This is a genomic window from Streptomyces himastatinicus ATCC 53653, from assembly GCF_000158915.1.
Taxonomy (GTDB): Bacteria; Actinomycetota; Actinomycetes; order Streptomycetales; family Streptomycetaceae; genus Streptomyces; species Streptomyces himastatinicus.
The window spans coordinates 5,338,875-5,356,582 of record NZ_GG657754.1 but is presented as its reverse complement, the minus strand read 5'-3'; the positions used below and the strand labels follow the sequence as shown (position 1 = coordinate 5,356,582).

16 protein-coding genes and 3 pseudogenes are annotated in these 17,708 nt (G+C 71.8%); 7 read left to right on the top strand and 12 right to left on the bottom strand.

Annotated features, from left to right (window positions below; genetic code table 11):
• From SSOG_RS22630 to SSOG_RS22620, 3 genes are all read left to right on the top strand, one after another.
• A partial coding sequence (locus SSOG_RS22630; RefSeq protein WP_039938399.1) for a prephenate dehydratase occupies positions 1-719 on the top strand: 719 nt, incomplete at its 5' end.
• A gap of 543 nt (positions 720-1,262) precedes the next feature.
• The gene (gene serS / locus SSOG_RS22625) at positions 1,263-2,540 is read left to right on the top strand and encodes a serine--tRNA ligase (RefSeq protein WP_009716565.1); all 1,278 of its coding nucleotides are present in this window, start codon (positions 1,263-1,265) and stop codon (positions 2,538-2,540) included.
• The gene (locus SSOG_RS22620; protein WP_009716564.1) at positions 2,537-3,346 is read left to right on the top strand and encodes an HAD family hydrolase; all 810 of its coding nucleotides are present in this window, start codon (positions 2,537-2,539) and stop codon (positions 3,344-3,346) included. The genes serS and SSOG_RS22620 overlap by 4 nt, the downstream gene beginning before the upstream one ends.
• Positions 3,347-3,428: 82 nt before the next feature.
• On the opposite strand, the gene SSOG_RS22615 is transcribed toward SSOG_RS22620, so the two are convergent.
• Complete coding sequence (locus tag SSOG_RS22615) at positions 3,429-3,878, bottom strand: phospholipase (RefSeq protein ID WP_009716563.1); 450 nt, start codon at positions 3,876-3,878, stop codon at positions 3,429-3,431.
• 200 nt (positions 3,879-4,078) lie between these two features.
• Positions 4,079-5,092 carry an Lrp/AsnC family transcriptional regulator gene (locus SSOG_RS22610; protein WP_009716562.1) on the bottom strand — a complete coding sequence of 338 codons (1,014 nt, stop codon included), beginning with the start codon at positions 5,090-5,092 and terminating at the stop codon, positions 4,079-4,081.
• Between the two features lie 136 nt (positions 5,093-5,228).
• Between SSOG_RS22610 and SSOG_RS22605 the strand changes: the two are divergent.
• Positions 5,229-6,775: pseudogene (locus SSOG_RS22605) on the top strand (MFS transporter).
• A gap of 206 nt (positions 6,776-6,981) precedes the next feature.
• Entirely contained in the window at positions 6,982-7,215 is a 234-nt protein-coding gene (locus tag SSOG_RS22600; RefSeq protein WP_009716560.1) for a hypothetical protein, read from the top strand.
• A 15-nt stretch (positions 7,216-7,230) separates the two neighbouring features.
• Here SSOG_RS22600 and SSOG_RS22595 read toward each other — a convergent pair whose 3' ends face one another.
• From SSOG_RS22595 to SSOG_RS22580, 4 genes are read right to left on the bottom strand one after another with little or no spacing between them, the layout of a single operon-like run.
• Positions 7,231-7,956: an ABC transporter permease subunit gene (locus tag SSOG_RS22595; RefSeq protein WP_009716559.1), complete on the bottom strand. Its 726-nt coding sequence runs from the start codon at positions 7,954-7,956 to the stop codon at positions 7,231-7,233.
• A 14-nt stretch (positions 7,957-7,970) separates the two neighbouring features.
• Positions 7,971-8,897 (bottom strand): ABC transporter ATP-binding protein, encoded by a 927-nt coding sequence (locus SSOG_RS22590; RefSeq protein ID WP_009716558.1) that lies wholly within the window; start codon positions 8,895-8,897, stop codon positions 7,971-7,973.
• A complete protein-coding gene (locus tag SSOG_RS22585; RefSeq protein WP_009716557.1) occupies positions 8,894-9,796 on the bottom strand; it encodes an ABC transporter permease subunit in 903 nt (300 codons plus the stop codon). Before SSOG_RS22585 ends, SSOG_RS22590 begins: the two co-directional genes overlap by 4 nt.
• Positions 9,786-10,811, bottom strand: a complete 1,026-nt coding sequence (locus SSOG_RS22580; protein WP_039938395.1) for an ABC transporter ATP-binding protein — start codon at positions 10,809-10,811, stop codon at positions 9,786-9,788. Before SSOG_RS22580 ends, SSOG_RS22585 begins: the two co-directional genes overlap by 11 nt.
• Positions 10,812-10,935: 124 nt before the next feature.
• Between SSOG_RS22580 and SSOG_RS22575 the strand changes: the two are divergent.
• A pseudogene (locus tag SSOG_RS22575) lies at positions 10,936-11,862 on the top strand (alpha/beta fold hydrolase); the annotation flags it as partial.
• A gap of 4 nt (positions 11,863-11,866) precedes the next feature.
• On the opposite strand, the gene SSOG_RS22570 reads toward SSOG_RS22575, so the two are convergent.
• The 4 genes from SSOG_RS22570 to SSOG_RS22555 form a co-directional block, all read right to left on the bottom strand.
• Complete coding sequence (locus SSOG_RS22570) at positions 11,867-12,430, bottom strand: hypothetical protein (RefSeq protein ID WP_039938393.1); 564 nt, start codon at positions 12,428-12,430, stop codon at positions 11,867-11,869.
• 227 nt (positions 12,431-12,657) lie between these two features.
• The gene (pspAB, locus tag SSOG_RS22565) at positions 12,658-13,248 is read right to left on the bottom strand and encodes a PspA-associated protein PspAB (RefSeq protein WP_009716553.1); all 591 of its coding nucleotides are present in this window, start codon (positions 13,246-13,248) and stop codon (positions 12,658-12,660) included.
• Positions 13,249-13,254: 6 nt separating this feature from the next.
• Positions 13,255-14,163 (bottom strand): zinc metalloprotease HtpX, encoded by a 909-nt coding sequence (gene htpX / locus SSOG_RS22560; protein WP_039938390.1) that lies wholly within the window; start codon positions 14,161-14,163, stop codon positions 13,255-13,257.
• A 133-nt stretch (positions 14,164-14,296) separates the two neighbouring features.
• Positions 14,297-15,205 (bottom strand): LLM class flavin-dependent oxidoreductase, encoded by a 909-nt coding sequence (locus SSOG_RS22555; protein WP_039938388.1) that lies wholly within the window; start codon positions 15,203-15,205, stop codon positions 14,297-14,299.
• Between the two features lie 100 nt (positions 15,206-15,305).
• On the opposite strand from SSOG_RS22555, the gene SSOG_RS22550 reads away from it, so the two are divergent.
• Entirely contained in the window at positions 15,306-16,187 is an 882-nt protein-coding gene (locus SSOG_RS22550; protein WP_009716551.1) for a Cof-type HAD-IIB family hydrolase, read from the top strand.
• A gap of 69 nt (positions 16,188-16,256) precedes the next feature.
• On the opposite strand, the gene SSOG_RS52490 is transcribed toward SSOG_RS22550, so the two are convergent.
• The gene (locus SSOG_RS52490; protein ID WP_039938385.1) at positions 16,257-17,075 is read right to left on the bottom strand and encodes a hypothetical protein; all 819 of its coding nucleotides are present in this window, start codon (positions 17,073-17,075) and stop codon (positions 16,257-16,259) included.
• A 168-nt stretch (positions 17,076-17,243) separates the two neighbouring features.
• A pseudogene (locus SSOG_RS22540) lies at positions 17,244-17,708 on the bottom strand (sensor histidine kinase); the annotation flags it as partial.

The window sequence follows — 17,708 nt, the reverse complement described above, 5'->3', positions numbered from 1 at the left end:
CCGGCGAACCGCTGATGATCTACCGCGAGGTGCTGCTGCCGATCAGCTTCGCGCTGCTGACGCGGCCGGGCACCACGATCGCGGACGTCAAGACGGTGACCGGGCACCCGGTGTCCCAGCCGCAGGTCCGCAACTGGCTCGCGGCGAACCTGCCGGACGCCCTGTGGGAGTCGGCGGCCTCGAACGCGGACGGCGCGCGACTGGTGCAGGAGGGGCGCTACGACGCGGCGTTCGCGGGCGCGTTCGCGGGGCCGAAGTACGGCCTGGAGCCGCTGGTCAGCGACATCCACGACGCGGAGAACGCGATGACCCGCTTCGTGCTGGCCGGGCGCCCGGCCCGGCCCGCCGCCCGGACCGGCGCGGACAAGACGTCCGTGGTGATCTGGCTCGGCGACGACCACCCGGGCGCGCTGCTGGAGCTGCTCCAGGAGTTCTCGGCCCGTGGCGTCAACATGATGCGGATCGAGTCGCGTCCGACCGGCGAGGGCATCGGCCGCTACTGCTTCTCGGTGGACTGTGAGGGGCACATCACGGACCGGCGGGTGGGGTCGGCCCTGATGGGGCTGAAGCGGATCTGCCCGAAGGTGCGCTTCCTGGGCTCGTACCCGCGGGCGGGGGTGGAGGCGGCGGACCTGGCTCCGCTGCGCGCCGGCACCTCGGACGAGGCGTTCGCGGAGGCCGCGGAGTGGCTGGCCCGCTGCCAGGACGGGCGGGGCTGAGCGCGGGCTCCGGACCCCGTCAACCACGGGCCCGGGCGGTCGGCGCCAAAAGTTATCCACAGGCTCGGCTCCGCGCTGGGGACAAGTCGACAACTCCAAACCGGCAATGTCGACCTATCACCACAGTCACCTCATCGGCTCACAACATCGGACATTGTGGATCCGTCACCGCAATTCCGCTGATCCGCTCTCTGGAGTGAGGGATTCCTCTCTCAAAGAGTGTGTGAACGCGGTTCGATAGGGGAATCCATCGCCGAGCACTCGGCGGACCAAACGATCAACGCGACATCCACAGATCTCACACACAGGCTGTGGATAACCCACGGGTATCCCAAGGGGCCTGTGGACAACGAACCGCCAACTCGCCCCGTACACAGGGGAAGCCGGTCATCTCTTTGCCCCTTTTCGGGGAATGCGCACGCATTCCTTGACGTCGGCCCCCACAGGAATTCCCAGGTTTTCCCACAGCCCTAAATAGGGGCAAAAAGGGGCACACCGGAATATCGCGTCGAGCCCCCGAGGTCACACCGGTAACCTGGTGGGGTGATTGACCTTCGCCTGCTCCGTGAGGACCCCGACCGTGTGCGCGCCTCCCAGCGCGCCCGTGGAGAAGACGTCGGCATCGTCGACGCGCTCCTGGCCGCAGACGAGCGGCGCAGGTCCTCCAGCGTCCGCTTCGACGAGCTGCGCTCCGAACAGAAGTCGCTCGGCAAGCTCGTCCCCAAGGCATCCGGGGACGAGAAGGCCGAGCTGCTGAAGAAGGCGGGCGAGCTGTCCGCCGCGGTCAAGGCGGCCGACGCCGAACAGGACGCGGCGGCCGAGGAGACCCAGAACCTGCTGCGCCAGCTGGGCAACCTCGTCCACCCGGACGTCCCCGTGGGCGGCGAGGACGACTTCACCGTTCTGGAGACGGTCGGCACCCCGCGCGACTTCGCGGCCGAGGGCATCGCCCCCAAGGACCACCTGGAACTGGGCGAGCTGCTCGGCGCGATCGACACCGAGCGCGGCGCCAAGGTCTCCGGATCGCGCTTCTACTACCTCACCGGCGTCGGCGCGCTGCTGGAGCTCGCCCTGGTGAACGCGGCGATGGCGCAGGCCACCGCGGCGGGCTTCACCCCGGTGCTCACCCCGGCGCTGGTCAAGCCGAAGGCCATGGAGGGCACCGGCTTCCTGGGCCAGGCCGCGGAGGACGTCTACCACCTGGACAAGGACGACCTCTACCTGGTCGGCACCTCCGAGGTCCCGCTGGCCGCGTACCACATGGACGAGATCCTGGAGTCCGAGCAGCTGCCCCGGCGCTACGCGGGCTTCTCCTCCTGCTTCCGCCGCGAGGCCGGGTCGTACGGCAAGGACACCCGGGGCATCTTCCGGGTGCACCAGTTCGACAAGGTCGAGATGTTCGTCTACACGACGCCGGAGGAGGCCGAGGCCGAGCACCAGCGGCTGCTGGAGTGGGAGAAGCAGTGGCTGACCTCGCTGGAGCTGCCGTTCCGGGTGGTCGACCTGGCCTCGGGTGACCTGGGCTCGTCCGCGACGCGGAAGTTCGACTGCGAGGCGTGGATCCCGACCCAGGGCAAGTACCGCGAGCTGACCTCGACGTCCAACACCACCGAGTTCCAGTCGCGGCGGCTGTCGATCCGGATGCGCGAAGGCAAGAAGGTGCGTCCGCTGGCGACGCTGAACGGCACGCTGTGCGCGGTCACCCGGACCATCGTCGCGATCCTGGAGAACCACCAGCAGGCCGACGGTTCGGTGCGGGTGCCCGAGGTGCTGCGGCCGTTCCTGGGCGGGCGCGAGGTCCTGGCGCCGGTCGCCCGGTGAGCGCCGGGACCTTTCCGTACCGCCTGGTCGCGACGGATCTCGACGGCACCCTGCTGCGTCCCGACCACACCGTCTCGGCCCGTACCCGCGCAGCGCTGGCCGCGGCCACCGCGGCCGGTGCCGCCCACATCGTCGTCACCGGGCGCACCGTGCCGGTGGCGCGGCACATACTGGACGACCTCGGTTACGAGGGGCTCGCGGTGTGCGGCCAGGGCGCGCAGCTCTACCACGCGGGCGAGCACCGGCTGCTGACCTCCGTCACGCTGGACCGCCAGGTGGCGATGCTGGCGCTGGAGAAGATCGCGGCGGAGACCGGTCCGCTGCTGCTGGCCGCGGCCCGCGACGGCCTCGACGGCCAGGTGCTGTTCGGCCCGGGGTACCGGGTCGGGCACGGGGACATGCCCGTCACCTCCTTCAGCGACCTGGACGAGGTGTGGTCCGCGCCCATCAGCAAGCTCTACATCCAGCACGCCCAACTGGACGACGACGCGCTGGCGGACGCCGCGCGGATCGCCGCCGGGGGTCTGGTCGGGGTGACGATGGCGGGCGCGGGGCTGGTGGAGCTGCTGCCGCTCGGGTTGACGAAGGCCACGGGCCTCTCGCTGGCCGCCCGCAGGCTGAAGGTGACGGCCGCGGACACCATCGCGTTCGGCGACATGCCCAATGACATCCCGATGTTCGGCTGGGCGGAGCACGGGGTCGCGATGGCCAACGCCCACGAGGAGTTGAAGGGCGTCGCCGACGAGATCACCGCCTCCAACGAGGAGGACGGCATCGCCGTGGTGCTGGAGCGGCTCCTCGGCTGAGGCTCCGGCGGATGACGCGTGACGGACGGGCGGCCCCTGCCCATGGCGGGCCGCCCGTCGTCATGCGGGGTCCGGCTCAGCCTCAGCCGAGGTTCTTCACGGCCTGGTAGTAGGTCCAGGCGGTGCCGTCGCACGCGGTCTTCTTCGCGCCGGAGTAGGCGGCGCACACCCGCTTGAGGTCCTCGTAGAAGGCGCTGTCGATACGGGCCTTGTTGGCGTCGAAGATGCCGAGTGCCTTGTGGTTGCGGTACCCGAAGTCATGGCGGGCGCACGAGGTCTGGAAGGGGAAGCCGAAGGGGTTGTCGGGCGAGGTGCTGCAATAGTCGGTGGACCAGTCGAACCCGTACGCGGCCCACGCGGCCTGGTTGTTACGGGCTGCGAGCCAGGTGTTGTAGCTGGCGGCACTGGTCTGGGTCCAGTTCGCGAGCACCTGGGCCTTGTCGGCGGGGACGGCTTGGGCGGGGGCGGCCAGGGCGACGGTGGCGGCTGCGGTGACGGTGGCGGCGGCAAGACTCGTGGCAAGACGACGCATGTCGGTTCCCTCCGTTGAGTTGTGACGGCACCTCAAACCGCCCGCGTGCGGCACGGGTTACGGGATGGTGTGAGGTGGCGCACATCCAGAGTTCGGCAGGTTCCTGACAAGCGTCAAGATCTGGACAGGCGTATGCATGAACAGAGTTCAACCAACAGAGATTCGGAGGTTCCTCCAAGGAGGAGGAGTAAAAGCCCAGTTCAGGAAGGAAGGCGGGAGGGGTCGTGCGGCGTCGGGGGCAGTGGCCCCGGCCCCTTGATCCGGCGGATGACCGGTGAGGTCTCCATGTGCCGCACGGCGGACAGCGCGGCGATCCGCGTCGTCAGGTAGGTGTACAGCGCGGCGACGTCCTCGCACACCACCGTCGCCATCAGATTGTTGGGCCCGGTGGTCGCGCACGCGAACGCGACCTCGGCGTGGTCCGCGAGCGCCTGCCCCGTGGCGGCCAGTTCGGAGGGCGGCACCGACAGCCAGAGCACGGTCGTCATGCCGAGCCCGAAGATGCGCTGGCGCTGGTCGACGTCGAAGTACAGCGTGCCGTCGGCGCGCAGCGCGGCGAGCCGACGGCGCACCGTCGACTGCGACCAGCCGGTGGCGGCGGCGAGCTCGGTCAGCGGCGCCCGCCCGTCGCGCGCGAGGACCGCCAGCAGCTTCCGGTCCTCGGCGGTCAGGGGGCCGGCGGACCCCTCGGAACCGGCTGAACCGTCCGACTCGGGCACGGCGAGCCGCGCCGCCTGCTCGGGGCTCAGCACCCCGGACTTGTTCACCAGACCCAGCGGACCGCCGAAGAACTGATGCAGGACGCAGCGCGCGCTCACCCCCACCACCCGGGGCGTATGGGGCAGTTTGCGCAGCAGCAGCGCATCGCTGTCCTGGCCGGACGCCGCCCGCGTCGTCGCGACGACCTCGGTGCCGTCGGACAGGATGTGCACCCAGGAGGTGTCGGTGCGGCGGGCCAGCGCCTCGGCGACCGGCACCGCGGCGTCCGGCAGGCACTGCACCCGCACCATCCACACCACATCGCCGACAACCGCCGGGTCGGTGAGGCCCAGCACCCGGACCGCCCCCGTCGTCCGCAGCCGGGTGTAGCGGCGCGCCACGGTCTGGTCGGAGACGCCCAGCACCTCGGCGATGCGGCTGAAGGGGGCGCGGCCGTCGAGCTGGAGGGCGTGCACCAGCGCCCGGTCCAGATCGTCGTACGCGTCGGATTTCACCGCTCAAAGCTAGCCGGTGTCGATTTGTGCCACCAGACCCGGTTCCGGCTGGAGGTGAAACCGGTGCGGTGGCGACTGTGAGGGCCACGGGGCAGCGGCGTCGGGCCGGCCCCCTGGTGCCCCTCGGAGATTCCCCATGCGCAGCACATGGTGGCCACTGGCCGCCATCACACTCGGCAACTTCATGCTGCTGATAGACGTGACCATCGTGAACACCGCGCTGCCCCAGGTGGCGCACGGACTGGACGCCTCCTTCACCTCCCTCCAGTGGGTGATGGACATCTACGCGCTGGCGCTCGCCGCGCTGCTCATGGTGGCCGGATCGGCGGCGGACCTCTTCGGCCGGCGGCGGCTGTATCTGCTCGGCCTCGCCGTCTTCGCGCTCTCCTCGCTGATCTGCGGGCTCGCCCCCGACGCGGGGGTGCTGATCGCCGCCCGCGCGGTCCAGGGCGTCGGGGCGGCGGCCATGTTCGCCACCAACACCCCGCTGCTGATGGCCACCTACTCCGGGCGCGCCCGCGGCGTCGCCTTCGGGGTGTGGGGCGGTACGAGCGGGGCGGCCGCGGCGGTCGGCCCGGTGCTGGGCGGGGTGCTCACCGAGTACGTCGACTGGCGGGCCATCTTCCTGGTCAACCTGCCGCTGACGGCGATCGCGGTGTGGATCACGCTCCGTACCGTCGGCGAATCGCGCGGTGCGTCGGGAGCGCGCATCGACTGGCCGGGCGCCGTCTCCTTCACCGTATGCGCCGGTGCGCTGACGTACGGGCTGATGCGGGGCGGTGAGGAGGGCTGGTCCGACACCCGAGCGGTCGTCGCCCTCACCGCTGCCGCGCTCGCGCTGATCGTCTTCACCGTGGTGGAGCGCGGGGCCCGGCAGCCCCTGCTCGACCTGCGGCTGCTGCGCCGCCCGTCCTTCGCGGTGCTGATGGCGGCGGCCCTGCTGCTCCAGGCGGCGGCCTTCCCGTACCTCACCTACGCCGGGCTGTGGCTCCAGTCCGTACTCGACATGAGCCCGGTACGGGCGGGGCTCGCGGTGACGCCCATGGCGGGGGTCGCCCTGGTCGTCGGCGCGGCGGGCGGGCGCCTGCTGGACAAGGTCGCGCCGGGGCGCACGCTCGGCGGCGGACTGCTGCTGGTGGGCGCGGGCGCGCTCGTCAACGGCACGCTGGTGGACGCCTCCTCGCACTGGACCGCCCCCGCCCCGCGCCTGGCGCTGTCGGGCCTCGGCATCGGCCTAAAACATGCCCGTCCTGGTGTCGGCGGCCCTCGGCGCCGCCCCGCCCGGAGCGGGCGGGCATGGCCAGCGGCGCCGTGAACACCTTCCGCCAGCTGGGATACGCGCTCGGCATCGCGGTCCTGGGCACGGTCTTCTCGGCACGGGTACGGGACGCGGTCACCGACAGCGGCGCCGTCCCGCCCCAGTCCTCCGGCCGGGCGGCCGACGCGATCAGCGGCGGCCACGCCGACGCCGTCATCGCCGCCGCCCCACCGGACCACGCCGCCGCGGCCCGCACGCTGGTCCACGAGTCGTTCGCCGTCGGCCTCGACCGGATCTGCGTGATCTCCGGCATCACGGCCCTGGCGGCGGGGCTCCTCGTCCTCACCGTCGTCCGCGGCCGCCCGAAGCCCCCGGCCCCGGAGCGACACCCCGACCCGTCCCCGACCGAGCCGGTCGCGGCGTGACCGCGGCGCGCAGGGCCGGTTGGGCGGACGCGCTCGCAGCGGCTGCTGGGGCCGGGCGCGACCGCGAGATCGTGTCCTGACGACGGGTCCAACGGCGTCGCCCCTTCCCCGCGTTCACAGCTCATCCGCAGGCGGCGCAGGGGAACCGGACAACTCCGGCCGTCACGCTCGCTGTCATCGGGCACCGGCGAGGATCGGAGGACGAGATGAGCAGCATGAACGGCAGGGAAGTGACGGGAGCGCGGTCGTGGCGGCGGATGCTGCGGGCGCCGTGGATCGTGGCCGGTGCGGTCGCGACCGTAGTGCTCGGCTCGTCCGCGACCGTGGCCTCGGCCCTCGATCAGGCCAATGCCGCCCCCGGACACACCGTGGCGGCGGTCGTCACGACGACCGCCGCCACGGGGGAGACCGGCCGCTTCGTCAACCGCTGGCGGCCGTAGGTGCCTCGAGGGCGCTCACTCCTCCCCGGCGAGGGTCAGGGAGCGCATCTTGTGTCCCGCGTACCAGGTGGCGGCGCCGGTCACGACGATCAGCAGGATCACGCCGGTCGTGAGGCCCACGTCCGAGGTGACCGTCTCGTCCGTGAGCTTCTGGGCGATCGCCAGCGACCACTGCTGGACGCTGAGGGTCTTGGCCCCGGCCACCAGGCTGCCGAAGAAGGCCTCCCAGACCAGGGCGTAGACCAGGCCGAACACGACCGCGTGCCGGGTGATGGTGCCCAGCAGCAGGAAGATGGCGCTGTAGGCGACGGACGCCACGGCGGCGGCCACGGCGTAGCCGACCGCCAGGTTGTGCGCGTTGCCGTTGAGGATGAAGCCCGCCAGCAGCGTGGGCACGGCGGAGAAGACGACCGTGACGCCGATCGCGACGATCAGCTTGGTGACGATGATCGTGGGCCGCTTCACCGGCTTGGCCAGCAGATAGATGACCGAGCCGTCGTCGATCTCCGGGCCGATCGCCCCGGTCCCGGCGATCACGCCGATCAGCGGGACCATGGTGGCGATCGCGAAGCCGCCCAGCAGGGAATTGGCGGTGGCGTCGTCGACGCCGGTCAGCATCCGTACGGCGAGCGAGATGACCACCAGCAGCGCGGGCAGCAGGAAGAGGATCATCGCGCGGCGGCGGCCGAGCAGAGCCCGGTACGTGAGCCGGGCGACGGTGGGATGGTAGAGCGCGGACATCGCAGGGGCTCCTTTCAGGCCGCGACGAGGTAGGAGAAGACGCTCTCCAGGGACTCGTCGGAGGGCGAGACCGTGAGGAGCCGGATGCCCTGTTCACGGGCCACACGGGGCAGCAGTTCGGTGAAGCGCGTGAAGTCGACGGCCTGGATGTGCAGTCCGCCGTCGGCGCCGTCGCTCGCGTCCACCTGGATACCGGTGGTCGACGGGTCGGCGATGAGGGCGGCGGCAAGCGCGCGGTCGTCGCTGGACCGTACGAGATAGCGGTGCGGACGGTCCGTCATCAGCCGTCGGATCTTGCGGAAGTCGCCGGAGGCGGCGTGCCGTCCCGCGACGATCACCTCGATGTGCGCGGCCAGTTGCTCGACCTCCTCCAGGATGTGCGAGGAGAACAGCACCGTACGGCCCTCAGCGCCCATCCGCCGCAGCAGCTCCATCAGCTGCATCCGCTGGCGCGGGTCCATGCCGTTGAACGGCTCGTCGAGGAGCAGCACCGACGGCTCGTGGACCAGGGCGGACGCCATCTTCACGCGCTGGCGCATGCCCTTGCTGTACGTGGAGATCTTGCGCGATCCGGCGTAGTCCATCTCGACGGTGTCGAGCGCCTTGCGGGCGGCGGCGCGGGGATCGGGCAGCCCGTGCAGCTCGGCGTTGGCGATGACGAACTCGCGGCCGGTGAGGAAGTCGTACATCCCCTCGCGCTCGGGGACGATGCCGATGTGGCGGTACGCCTGCTCGTTGCGCCAGATCGCGGCGCCGTCCAGGGTGACGCTCCCGGTGGAGGGGGCCAGGAAGCCGCCCATCATGTTGATGAGGGTGGACTTGCCCGCGCCGTTGGGGCCGAGGAGCCCGGTGACCCCGGGCCCGATGGTCATGGTCACGTCGTTGACGGCCACGACGTTCCCGAACCAGCGCGAGACGTTGTCGATGGCGATCGTGGTCACAGCCCGACCTTTCGGTAGCGGCGCATCAGCAGCCCGAACGAGCCGACGATCAGGCCGAGGAGGACGAGGACGTAGACGGCGCCGGGCCCGGCACCCGGGCCGAAGCCGCCGGGGAACGAGGAGGAGGCACCGAGGAACGCCGTCTGCACCCCGTCGATGATCGTGATCGGCGAGAACAGCCCGAGCCAGCGCACCACGCCGGTGGAGTCCTGCTCGAACGCGATGGCCTGGACGGTGGACACCGCGCCGTAGGAGATGGTCAGCACGGCGATGACGGCGGCGACGCCGAAGCCGCGCCGCGGGGTGATCGCGGCGATGACCAGACTGATGCCGGCGAAGAGGAGCGAGAGCAGACCCACGGAGACCAGTCCTTGCGCGAAGCCCTTCGTCTGGTCGGCGAAGTCGAGCTTGGCGAGCAGGGCCCCGGTGTAGAGGATCACCAGGGGCGCGGCGGTGAGCAGGAAGAGGGCGGAGGCCATGGCTCCGAACTTGGCCGCCACGTAGTCCACCGTTTCGATGGGCCGCGAGAAGTAGAGCGGGATGGTCTTGAAGCGCAGATCGCGGGAGACGGCCTGCGGTGCCTGGGCGGCGATGTACAGGCCGATGACCGCCTGGAGCATGACCGCGTAACGGGTGTACTCGACCGGGAGCTTCTTGAGGTCGGTCGCGATGGCGACCGAGACGATGATCGCCGCGGGCACGCACATGACGGCGAACAGCAGCATCGGCGCGACCTTGGACTTCGCCGAGCGGCCGAGGCCGTAGGCGCCGCGCAGGCTCTGGGCGAAGAGCGAGCGGCGGGCGTAGGCGCGGCCGAGCCGGGGGCCCTCGTAGTGGCGGTAGCCGATGTTGTGAATGACGTCGGCGCGCTGTTGCTGGGGCACGGTCTCAGACGGCATCGACGGCACCTCCGTTTCCGTTGCCTTCGCTGTCGGAGCCGTCGCTGTCGGAGCTGAAGATCTCCGCGATGCGGTGGCGTCGCTGTTCCATGCGGACCAGGCCGAGGCCGAGACCGGCGATGGCGTCCCGGACCGCGTCGTACGTCTCCTCGCCCTCGACGTCCACGAGCAGCAGATGGTCCGAGGCGGGCGCCCCGTCCGCGCCGCGGCGCGCGGGCGAGGCGGTGAGCCCGGCCCGGTCGAGGGCGGCACGCAGCGCGGCCGTGCCGTCCGGGTGCTCGTCGGTGTCGGTGACCTCGACCGCGAGGGAGGCCGTCGCCTGGGTGAAGTCGCTGGTGGAGCTGGACCGCAGCAGCTTGCCGCCGTCGATGACCACCACGTGGTCGCAGGTGCGCTCCAGTTCGCCGAGCAGATGCGAGGTGACCAGGACCGAGATGCCGAAGTCGGTGTGGATGCGGCGGATCAGGCCGAGCATGTCGTCGCGGCCGACCGGGTCGAGGCCGTTCGTCGGCTCGTCCAGCAGGACCAGCTTCGGGTCGTGCACCAGCGCCTGGGCGAGCTTGACGCGCTGCTTCATACCGGTCGAGTAGCCGCCGATGGGGCGATATCGCTCCTCGTACAGCCCGACATGGCGCAGCGTGTCGGCGGTGCGCTCACGGGCGGCGGACGGCGGCAGCCCGGACATGCGCGCCATGTGGACGACGAACTCCGTCGCCGACACATCGGGCGGCAGGCAGTCGTGCTCGGGCATGTAGCCCACGCTCTCGCGGATGGCGCTGCCCTCGGTGGCCACGTCGAGGCCGAGGACGGCGGCACGGCCCTCACTGGCGGGGGACAGCCCGAGCAGGATCTTGATCAGAGTCGACTTGCCGGCGCCGTTGGCACCCACCAGGCCGGTAACGCCCGGGGTGATGTCGACGGACAGCCGGTCGAGCGCGGTGACCCTGGGGAACCGCTTGCTCAGGCTTTCGGTGGCGATCACAGTCACGTGTTCGACGGTAGTGGTGTGAGCCACAGCCCACGTCACCCCAGACGGCTGGATTTCCCTACTCCTCGGGTCTGACACTCCCGTAAGGGGAAGACCGACCCGGGGACGGCGGACCCCGTCCCCGGTAGGGGAGGACGGCATGACGGACGGGATGACGGGCGGGATCGCGGGAGCGGCCGTGCGCACGGTCCACACGGACGGCGTGGAGCTGTGCGTCGCCGAACTGGGCGATCCGGCGCGGCCCACGGTGGTGCTGCTGCACGGATATCCGGACAGCAAGGAGGTGTGGGCGGCGGTCGCGTCCGGGCTCGCCGCGCGCTGGGGCTTCCATGTCGTCCTGTACGACGTGCGCGGCTGCGGCCGCTCGACGGCCCCGGCGCCGCTGCGCGGCGGCTTCACCCTGGAGAGGCTGACCGATGACTTCCTGGCGGTGGCCGACGCCGTCAGCCCGGACCGGCCGGTGCATCTCGTCGGCCATGACTGGGGGTCGGTGCAGGGGTGGGAGTTCGTCAGCGTGGGGCTCACCGAGGGGCGGATCGCCTCGTTCACCTCGCTGTCCGGCCCGTCGCTCGACCACTTCGGGCACTGGATCAGAAAGCGGCTGACCCGGCCGACCCCGCGCCGGACCGCCCAGCTCCTCGGCCAGTCCGCCCGGTCCTGGTACGTGACCGCGCTGCACCTGCCCAAGATCCCCGAGGCGCTGTGGCGCGGCCGGCTCGGCAGGCACTGGCCCCGGCTGCTGGAGCGCATGGAACGGGTACCGAGCGACGGCTATCCGACCGCGTCGCTGCCGGATGACGCCGCCCACGGCGCCTGGCTGTACCGCGACAACATCCGGAAGCGGTTGTTCCGGCCCCGTAGCGACCCGTACGCCCATGCCCCGGTCCAGCTGATCGTCCCCACCCGGGACCCGTTCCTGTCGGTGCGGCTGTACGACGAGCTGGAGACCTGGGTGCCCCGGCTGACCCGGCGCACCCTGGCCGCCCGGCACGGGATGCCGCGCTCCCGGCCCGGTCAGCTCACCGCGTGGATCGGCGAGTTCGTCACCTCGGTCGAGAAGGAAGCGGGACCGTCAGGCGATGTCACGCCCGGGCGGCGTCCGGGGCGAGACGGGCCCGGGCGCGCTCCGGATAGCGGGCGGTGAACAGGGCGGGCAGGACGAACCCGGCGGCCTGCACCGCCAGCGGCACCCAGCTGTCCAGACCGGCGGCCACCGAGACGGCCAGCGCCGCGGCGGTCAGGGTGAAGGCGCCCGCCCAGACCGAGGAGATCACCACGTTGATCCGCCGGAACACCGCGGTGTGCCACACCTCGCGTGGCGCCTGCCGCCGGGCGATACCGGTGGTGAAGGGGTGCCCGATCACGAGCGTCGCCCAGGCGGTGACGGCCAGCCAGCCCATCGACAGCCCGCCGCCGTAGTCCTTGAGGCCGCTGTCGGGGCGGGCGAAGGCCCAGGTGGTCAGCGCCGCGAAGAACAGCACCGTGCTGGCGTCCAGGATCAGGGCGTCCGCGGCCACTCCCTCCCTGCGGCACTGGATCAGCAGCCAGCCGCCCAGCACCAGCCCGGCCAGCGCGCCCCACTGCCAGCCCAGCATCGCCACGACGGAGAAGGCGATCCACGGGGCGAAGCCGCGTACATAACCCATGTCCGCTCCCCCTTGAACGCTCGGTCCCGTTGAGTCCGCCGCCGTGCGGCTGTAAGCGCGCGTGCCCCCGACCGGCACGAAAAAACACCTGCCGTGGGCCCACCGCACGAGCCACCCTTGAGCCGGACGCCGAGCCGCCCGCGTACCTCCGGGTCAGCGACAACGGCGTCTGGCTCGTCGGCCATGTCCCGCCGGGCTTTCTGCGCTTCCCCGGCTGAGCGCAAGCCTCAGGTGTGGAGCCCGGGCGCGCCCCACACCGGGAACCACCGGCTCAGATCCTGCTCGATCCGCAGATCGTCCCCGAGCAGCGCCCGCACCTGGAGTTCCAGCGCGTTGTCCCGCTTCTCGGCGGCGCCCGGCAGCGGTGCGAAGGGATAGAACGTACCGCGCTTGTACAGATAGACGAGCGCCAGCGAACGCCCCGCCGCCTCGTGGAACCCGAGCAGCGAGCACAGCAGCTGCGGGCCGAACCCCCCGTCCTGGAGCAGCGTGTTGACCGCGTGCAGGTCGTTCACCAGGGCCGCCACGTCGTCCGGCGGCTGCCGGGCCAGCAGCCAGGTGTAGCCGTAACCGTCCAGGCTGAACTCCACCGGCACCCCGCCCCGGTCGGTGTCCGCGTCCAGCAGTTCGCGTACGTCGCTCTGGAGGCGGCCGAAGGCGCCGCCCTCGACGCTGGCGAAGCAGACCGACCCGAGCCCCGTCGGGGTGAACCCGGCCCCCGCCTCCAGGGTGATCGCGGCCGACGGCAGCCCGAAGAGCTGGTCGAGGTCGGGCCGTACGGGCTTGCTGCGGCCGAGGATGACGTCGAGGAATCCCATGCGCCCTCAGCCCTTCCCCGGCTGGCCCAGCTGGGCGGAGATACGCCCGAGCTGGTCGAGCCGCCGCTCCAGCGTCGGATGCGAGGACAGCAGCGTGCTGAGGCTCTGCCCGGAGAGCGCCGGGGCGAAGAAGAAGGCGTTGAACGGCTCGACCTTGCGCAGATCGCGGGTCGGGATGCGGGCCATCTGCCCGGTCACCTTGGTGAGCGCGGCGGCGAGCGCCGAGGGGCGGCCGGTCAGCAGGGCACCGGCCCGGTCGGCGGACAGTTCGCGGTAGCGGGACAGCAGCCGGGTCAGCAGAAAGCTGATCGCGTACACCACGGCGCTGACCAGCGGGATCAGCAGGACCGCGATGCCCACGTTGTTGTTGCGGCTGCTGCGGGACAGCCCGCCCCACAGGGCGGCCCGGGTCATGATGCCCGCCAGCACGCCGAGGAACGAGGCGATGGTCATGACCGCCACATCGCGGTGCGCGACATGGGACAGCTCATGGGCGAGGACGCCTTCCAGCTCGTCCGGCTCCAGCCGCCGCAGCAGCCCCGTCGTCGCGCACACCAGCGCGTTCTTCTGGCTGCGGCCGGTCGCGAACGCGTTCGGCACATCGCTGTCGGCGATCGCCACCCGCGGCTTCGGCATATCGGCGAGCGCGCACAGCCGGTCCACCGCACCGTGCAGCTCGGGCGCCTGCTGCGGGGTGACCTCCCGGGCGCCCATGCTGAACGCCGCGATCTTGTCGCTGAACCAGAACTGCGCGATGAAGAGCCCGCCCGCGATCAGCAGGATCAGCGGCCAGGCACCGCGCAGCAGCGCGATCAGCACACCGACGAAGACCACGTAGAGCAGGCCGATGAGGAACATGGTCACGACCATGCGGGTGGTCAGCCCACGGTCGGGGGCATAGCGGGTATGCGGCATGGGGTGCCTCCACAGTCACTGCGGCAGCGGGAGCCTCTCTACCCGATTCTGCTCCTCATTCCGGCCTTCGCGGCATCTGCGGCGCATGCGGCATAACGGAACACGGTATCCCTCGCGGTTTCGGAGGGCGGTGTCAGAGGGCAGCGACCCGCTCCGCGCCCTCCGTGGCGATCTTCTCGAAGACCCCGGGGTCGGCTTCGAAGACCGAGTCGGCGATCGGCCAGTGCAGCACGATCTCGTCGATGCCCAGCCGCGCGTGCTCGCCCGCGAAGTCGACGAAGGCGTCCACCGAGCTGAGCGGACGCGTCCCGTCCGGGGTGAAGCCGGTGAGCAGGACCTTGTCCGGCTCGTCCGCCCGCCCCGCGTCGGCGCAGGCCTTGCCGAGCCGCTCGACCTGGCGGCCGATGGCGGCCAGCGAATCGGCGGGCGTCCCCGTCTCGAAGAGCTTCGGGTCGCCCGTGGTCACCCACGCCTGCCCGAACCGCGCCGCGAGCCGCATCCCGCGCGGGCCGGTGGCCGCGACCGCGAACGGCAGCCGGGGGCGCTGCACACAGCCGGGGATGTTGCGCACCTCGCGCGCGCTGTAGTGCTCGCCCTCGTGGCTCACCACGTCGTGCGTCAGCAGCCGGTCGAGCAGCTCGGTGAACTCGCCGAACCGGTCCGCCCGCTCCCGCGGCGTCCACGCCTCCTCCGCGCCGCGCAGCAGCGCCGTCGCGTCGAAGCCGGAGCCGCCCGCGCCGATGCCGAGCGTGATGCGGCCGCCAGAGATGTCGTCCAGCGAGATCAGCTCCTTGGCGAGCGTCACCGGGTGCCGGAAGTTGGGGGAGGTGACCAGCGTGCCCAGCCGCAGCCGGGAGGTCGCCGCGGCGGCCGCGGTCAGCGTCGGCACCGCCCCGAACCAGGGCCCGTCGCGGAAGCTGCGCCAGGACAGGTGGTCGTAGGTGTACGCCGCGTGGAAACCCAGCTCCTCGGCGCGCTGCCATAGCTCCCTGCCGCCGTCGGCCCAGCGGTCGACGGGCAGGATCACGGTGCTCACTCGCATGGCGTCGAGCCTAAGCGCTGCCTCTGACAGAGCCACGCGCGGTGGGGGCGGGCCCCAGTCGAGCGCCCTTCCCTCACCGATGAGCGGCCCATACGGGAGGATGGGGGCCGTGACCCCAGCCATCGAGCAGCCCGAGAACCCGGCCCCTGACCGTTCCGCCTCCGCCACACCCCGCCCCCGGCTGATCGCCACCGACCTCGACGGCACCCTGCTGCGGGACGACAAGACGGTCTCGGACCGCACCGTCGAGGCCCTGGCCGCGGCCGAGCGGGCGGGCATCGAGGTGTTCTTCGTCACCGGCCGCCCGGCCCGCTGGATGGACGTGGTCAGCGCCCATGTGCACGGACACGGCCTGGCGATCTGCGCGAACGGCGCCGCCGTGGTCGACCTGCACCAGGGCGGGCTGCTGGTCGAGGTCCGCCCGCTGGCCGCCGGCCGGGCACTGTCCGTCGTGGAGGCGCTGCGCCGGGCCGCCCCCGGCACGTCCTTCGCGGTCGAACGCAGCGGCGGCATCTTCTACGAGCCGGAGTACCCGCCCTTCCACCTCGACCCGGGCGCGATCATCGCCCCCGCCGAGAAGCTGCTCGACGACGGCTTCCCGCACGCCGACACCCCCGTCCTCAAGCTGCTCGCCCACCACAAGGAGCTGGCGCCGGACGACTTCCTCCAGCTGGCCCGCACCGTCGCGGGCGAGCACGGCGCCTTCACCCGCTCCAGCCCGTCCGCCCTGCTGGAGGTCAGCGGGCCGGGGGTCTCCAAGGCATCCACCCTCGCTATGTGCTGCGAGGAGCGCGGCATCGCAGCGGAGGAGGTCGTGGCGTTCGGCGACATGCCCAACGACCTGGAGATGCTGACCTGGGCGGGCACCTCGTACGCCATGGCCAACGCCCACCCGGACGTACTCGCCGCGACCACCCACCGCACCGGCGCCAACACCGAGGACGGCGTCGCCGCCGTCATCGAGCGGATCCTCGCCGGATAGCCGGACGACGACACGGAACCGCCCCCGGCCGGTGTGCCGGGGGCGGTTCCGTGTCCGACCGGGGTCGGCTTACCAGAAGATGACGGCGTACCCGTTGCCGCCCGCGGTGCCGTTGTCGCCCGCGTCGCCCGGGGTGTTGCCGCCACTGCCGCCGTCACCGCCCGCGCCGGTGTTCGTCAGGGGAAGCCCCACGATGCCGTCGACGGCGTCGCCGCCGTCGCCGCCAGTGGTGCCGGACTCGCCGCTCTCACCGGTCCGGTTGACCGCGTAGATGCTGTTGCAGGCGCCGGTGCCCCCGGCGCCGCCGGCGCCGCCGACGCCCGCGGTGGTCGTGCCGGCGCCACCGCCGCCACCGCCGATGCCGCCGCCGGCGATGAGCTGGGGACCGAGGATGGAGGCCAGGCTCGTCGGGCCGCCGTTACCACCGGCCGTACCCCCGGTGCCGGTCGTGGTGCCACCGGGACCACCGGGACCAAAGGTGCCACCCGTCCCCAGGTCCACCGTGTACGTGGCGAACGGCACGACCGGGATGACACACCAGGTGAAGCCGCCGGCCCCGCCGCCACCGCCGGTACCACCCGCGGCGACGCTGCTCGCGCCGCCACCGCCGCCGCCACCACCGCCCGCGCCCCATGCCTGGACGTGCACCGAGGTGACCCCGGGGGGCGGCGTGAAGGTGCCGTCCGCGGTGAACTCCTGCACCCCGTGGATGATGACCGGGGGCTTCGGCGGCTTGGGGTGCCCGCCACCGGTCATCGTGGTGTCATCCGCCTGGACGGGCGCCATGGTCAGCAGCTGGCTGGAAACGGCCGCCGCGGTCGCGACGGAGGCGAAGAAGACCCGGCGGCGCGTCCGGGAACGCTGAGGAGTAGGACTCTGGCTTTTCACGTCATGACTTCCTTCCCCGCAGGAAATACCGCGGAGTGCGAAGGGATACGGAGGACCGAGGCGGCCCGCGAGGCTCATCCCATCGGCGGGTTCGGCGCCGCGCATTCTGACGGGCTGATAGTTGGACCGCGTAGGTGAGGAGTTGGGCCGCCCGGGCGACGTACGCCTCTACAGCGGGACCTGCCAGACCACCGTCGTACCGCCCAACGCGCCCAACGCGTCCGCCGCGTCCGCCGCGTCCTCCGCGCCGAGGCCCGGCCCGTAGGTGCTCGACCCGCCCAGCGCCTCCGCCCTCCGGGCCAGGTTCGCGAGTCCGCTGCGCCGCCCGCCCTCCGGAACGCCCACCCCGTCGTCCGCGACCGTCAGCCGCACCGCCGGACGCCCGTCGGCGAGCCGGGCCGTCACGTCCACGACCACCTCGATACGCGCCGCCCGGGCATGCCGGAACGCGTTGGACAACGCCTCGCGCAGCGCCGCGATGAGGCTGTTCCCGGCCGCTTCGCCGACCCGTGTGTCGACCGGGCCGACAAAGCTGAGCGACGGCTGGAAGCCGAGCGGCACCGTGGCCGCCCCCACCTCCCGCAGCACCCGGGTGCGCAGCCCCGAGGGCGCCCCCTCCGGGGCCCTGCTGGA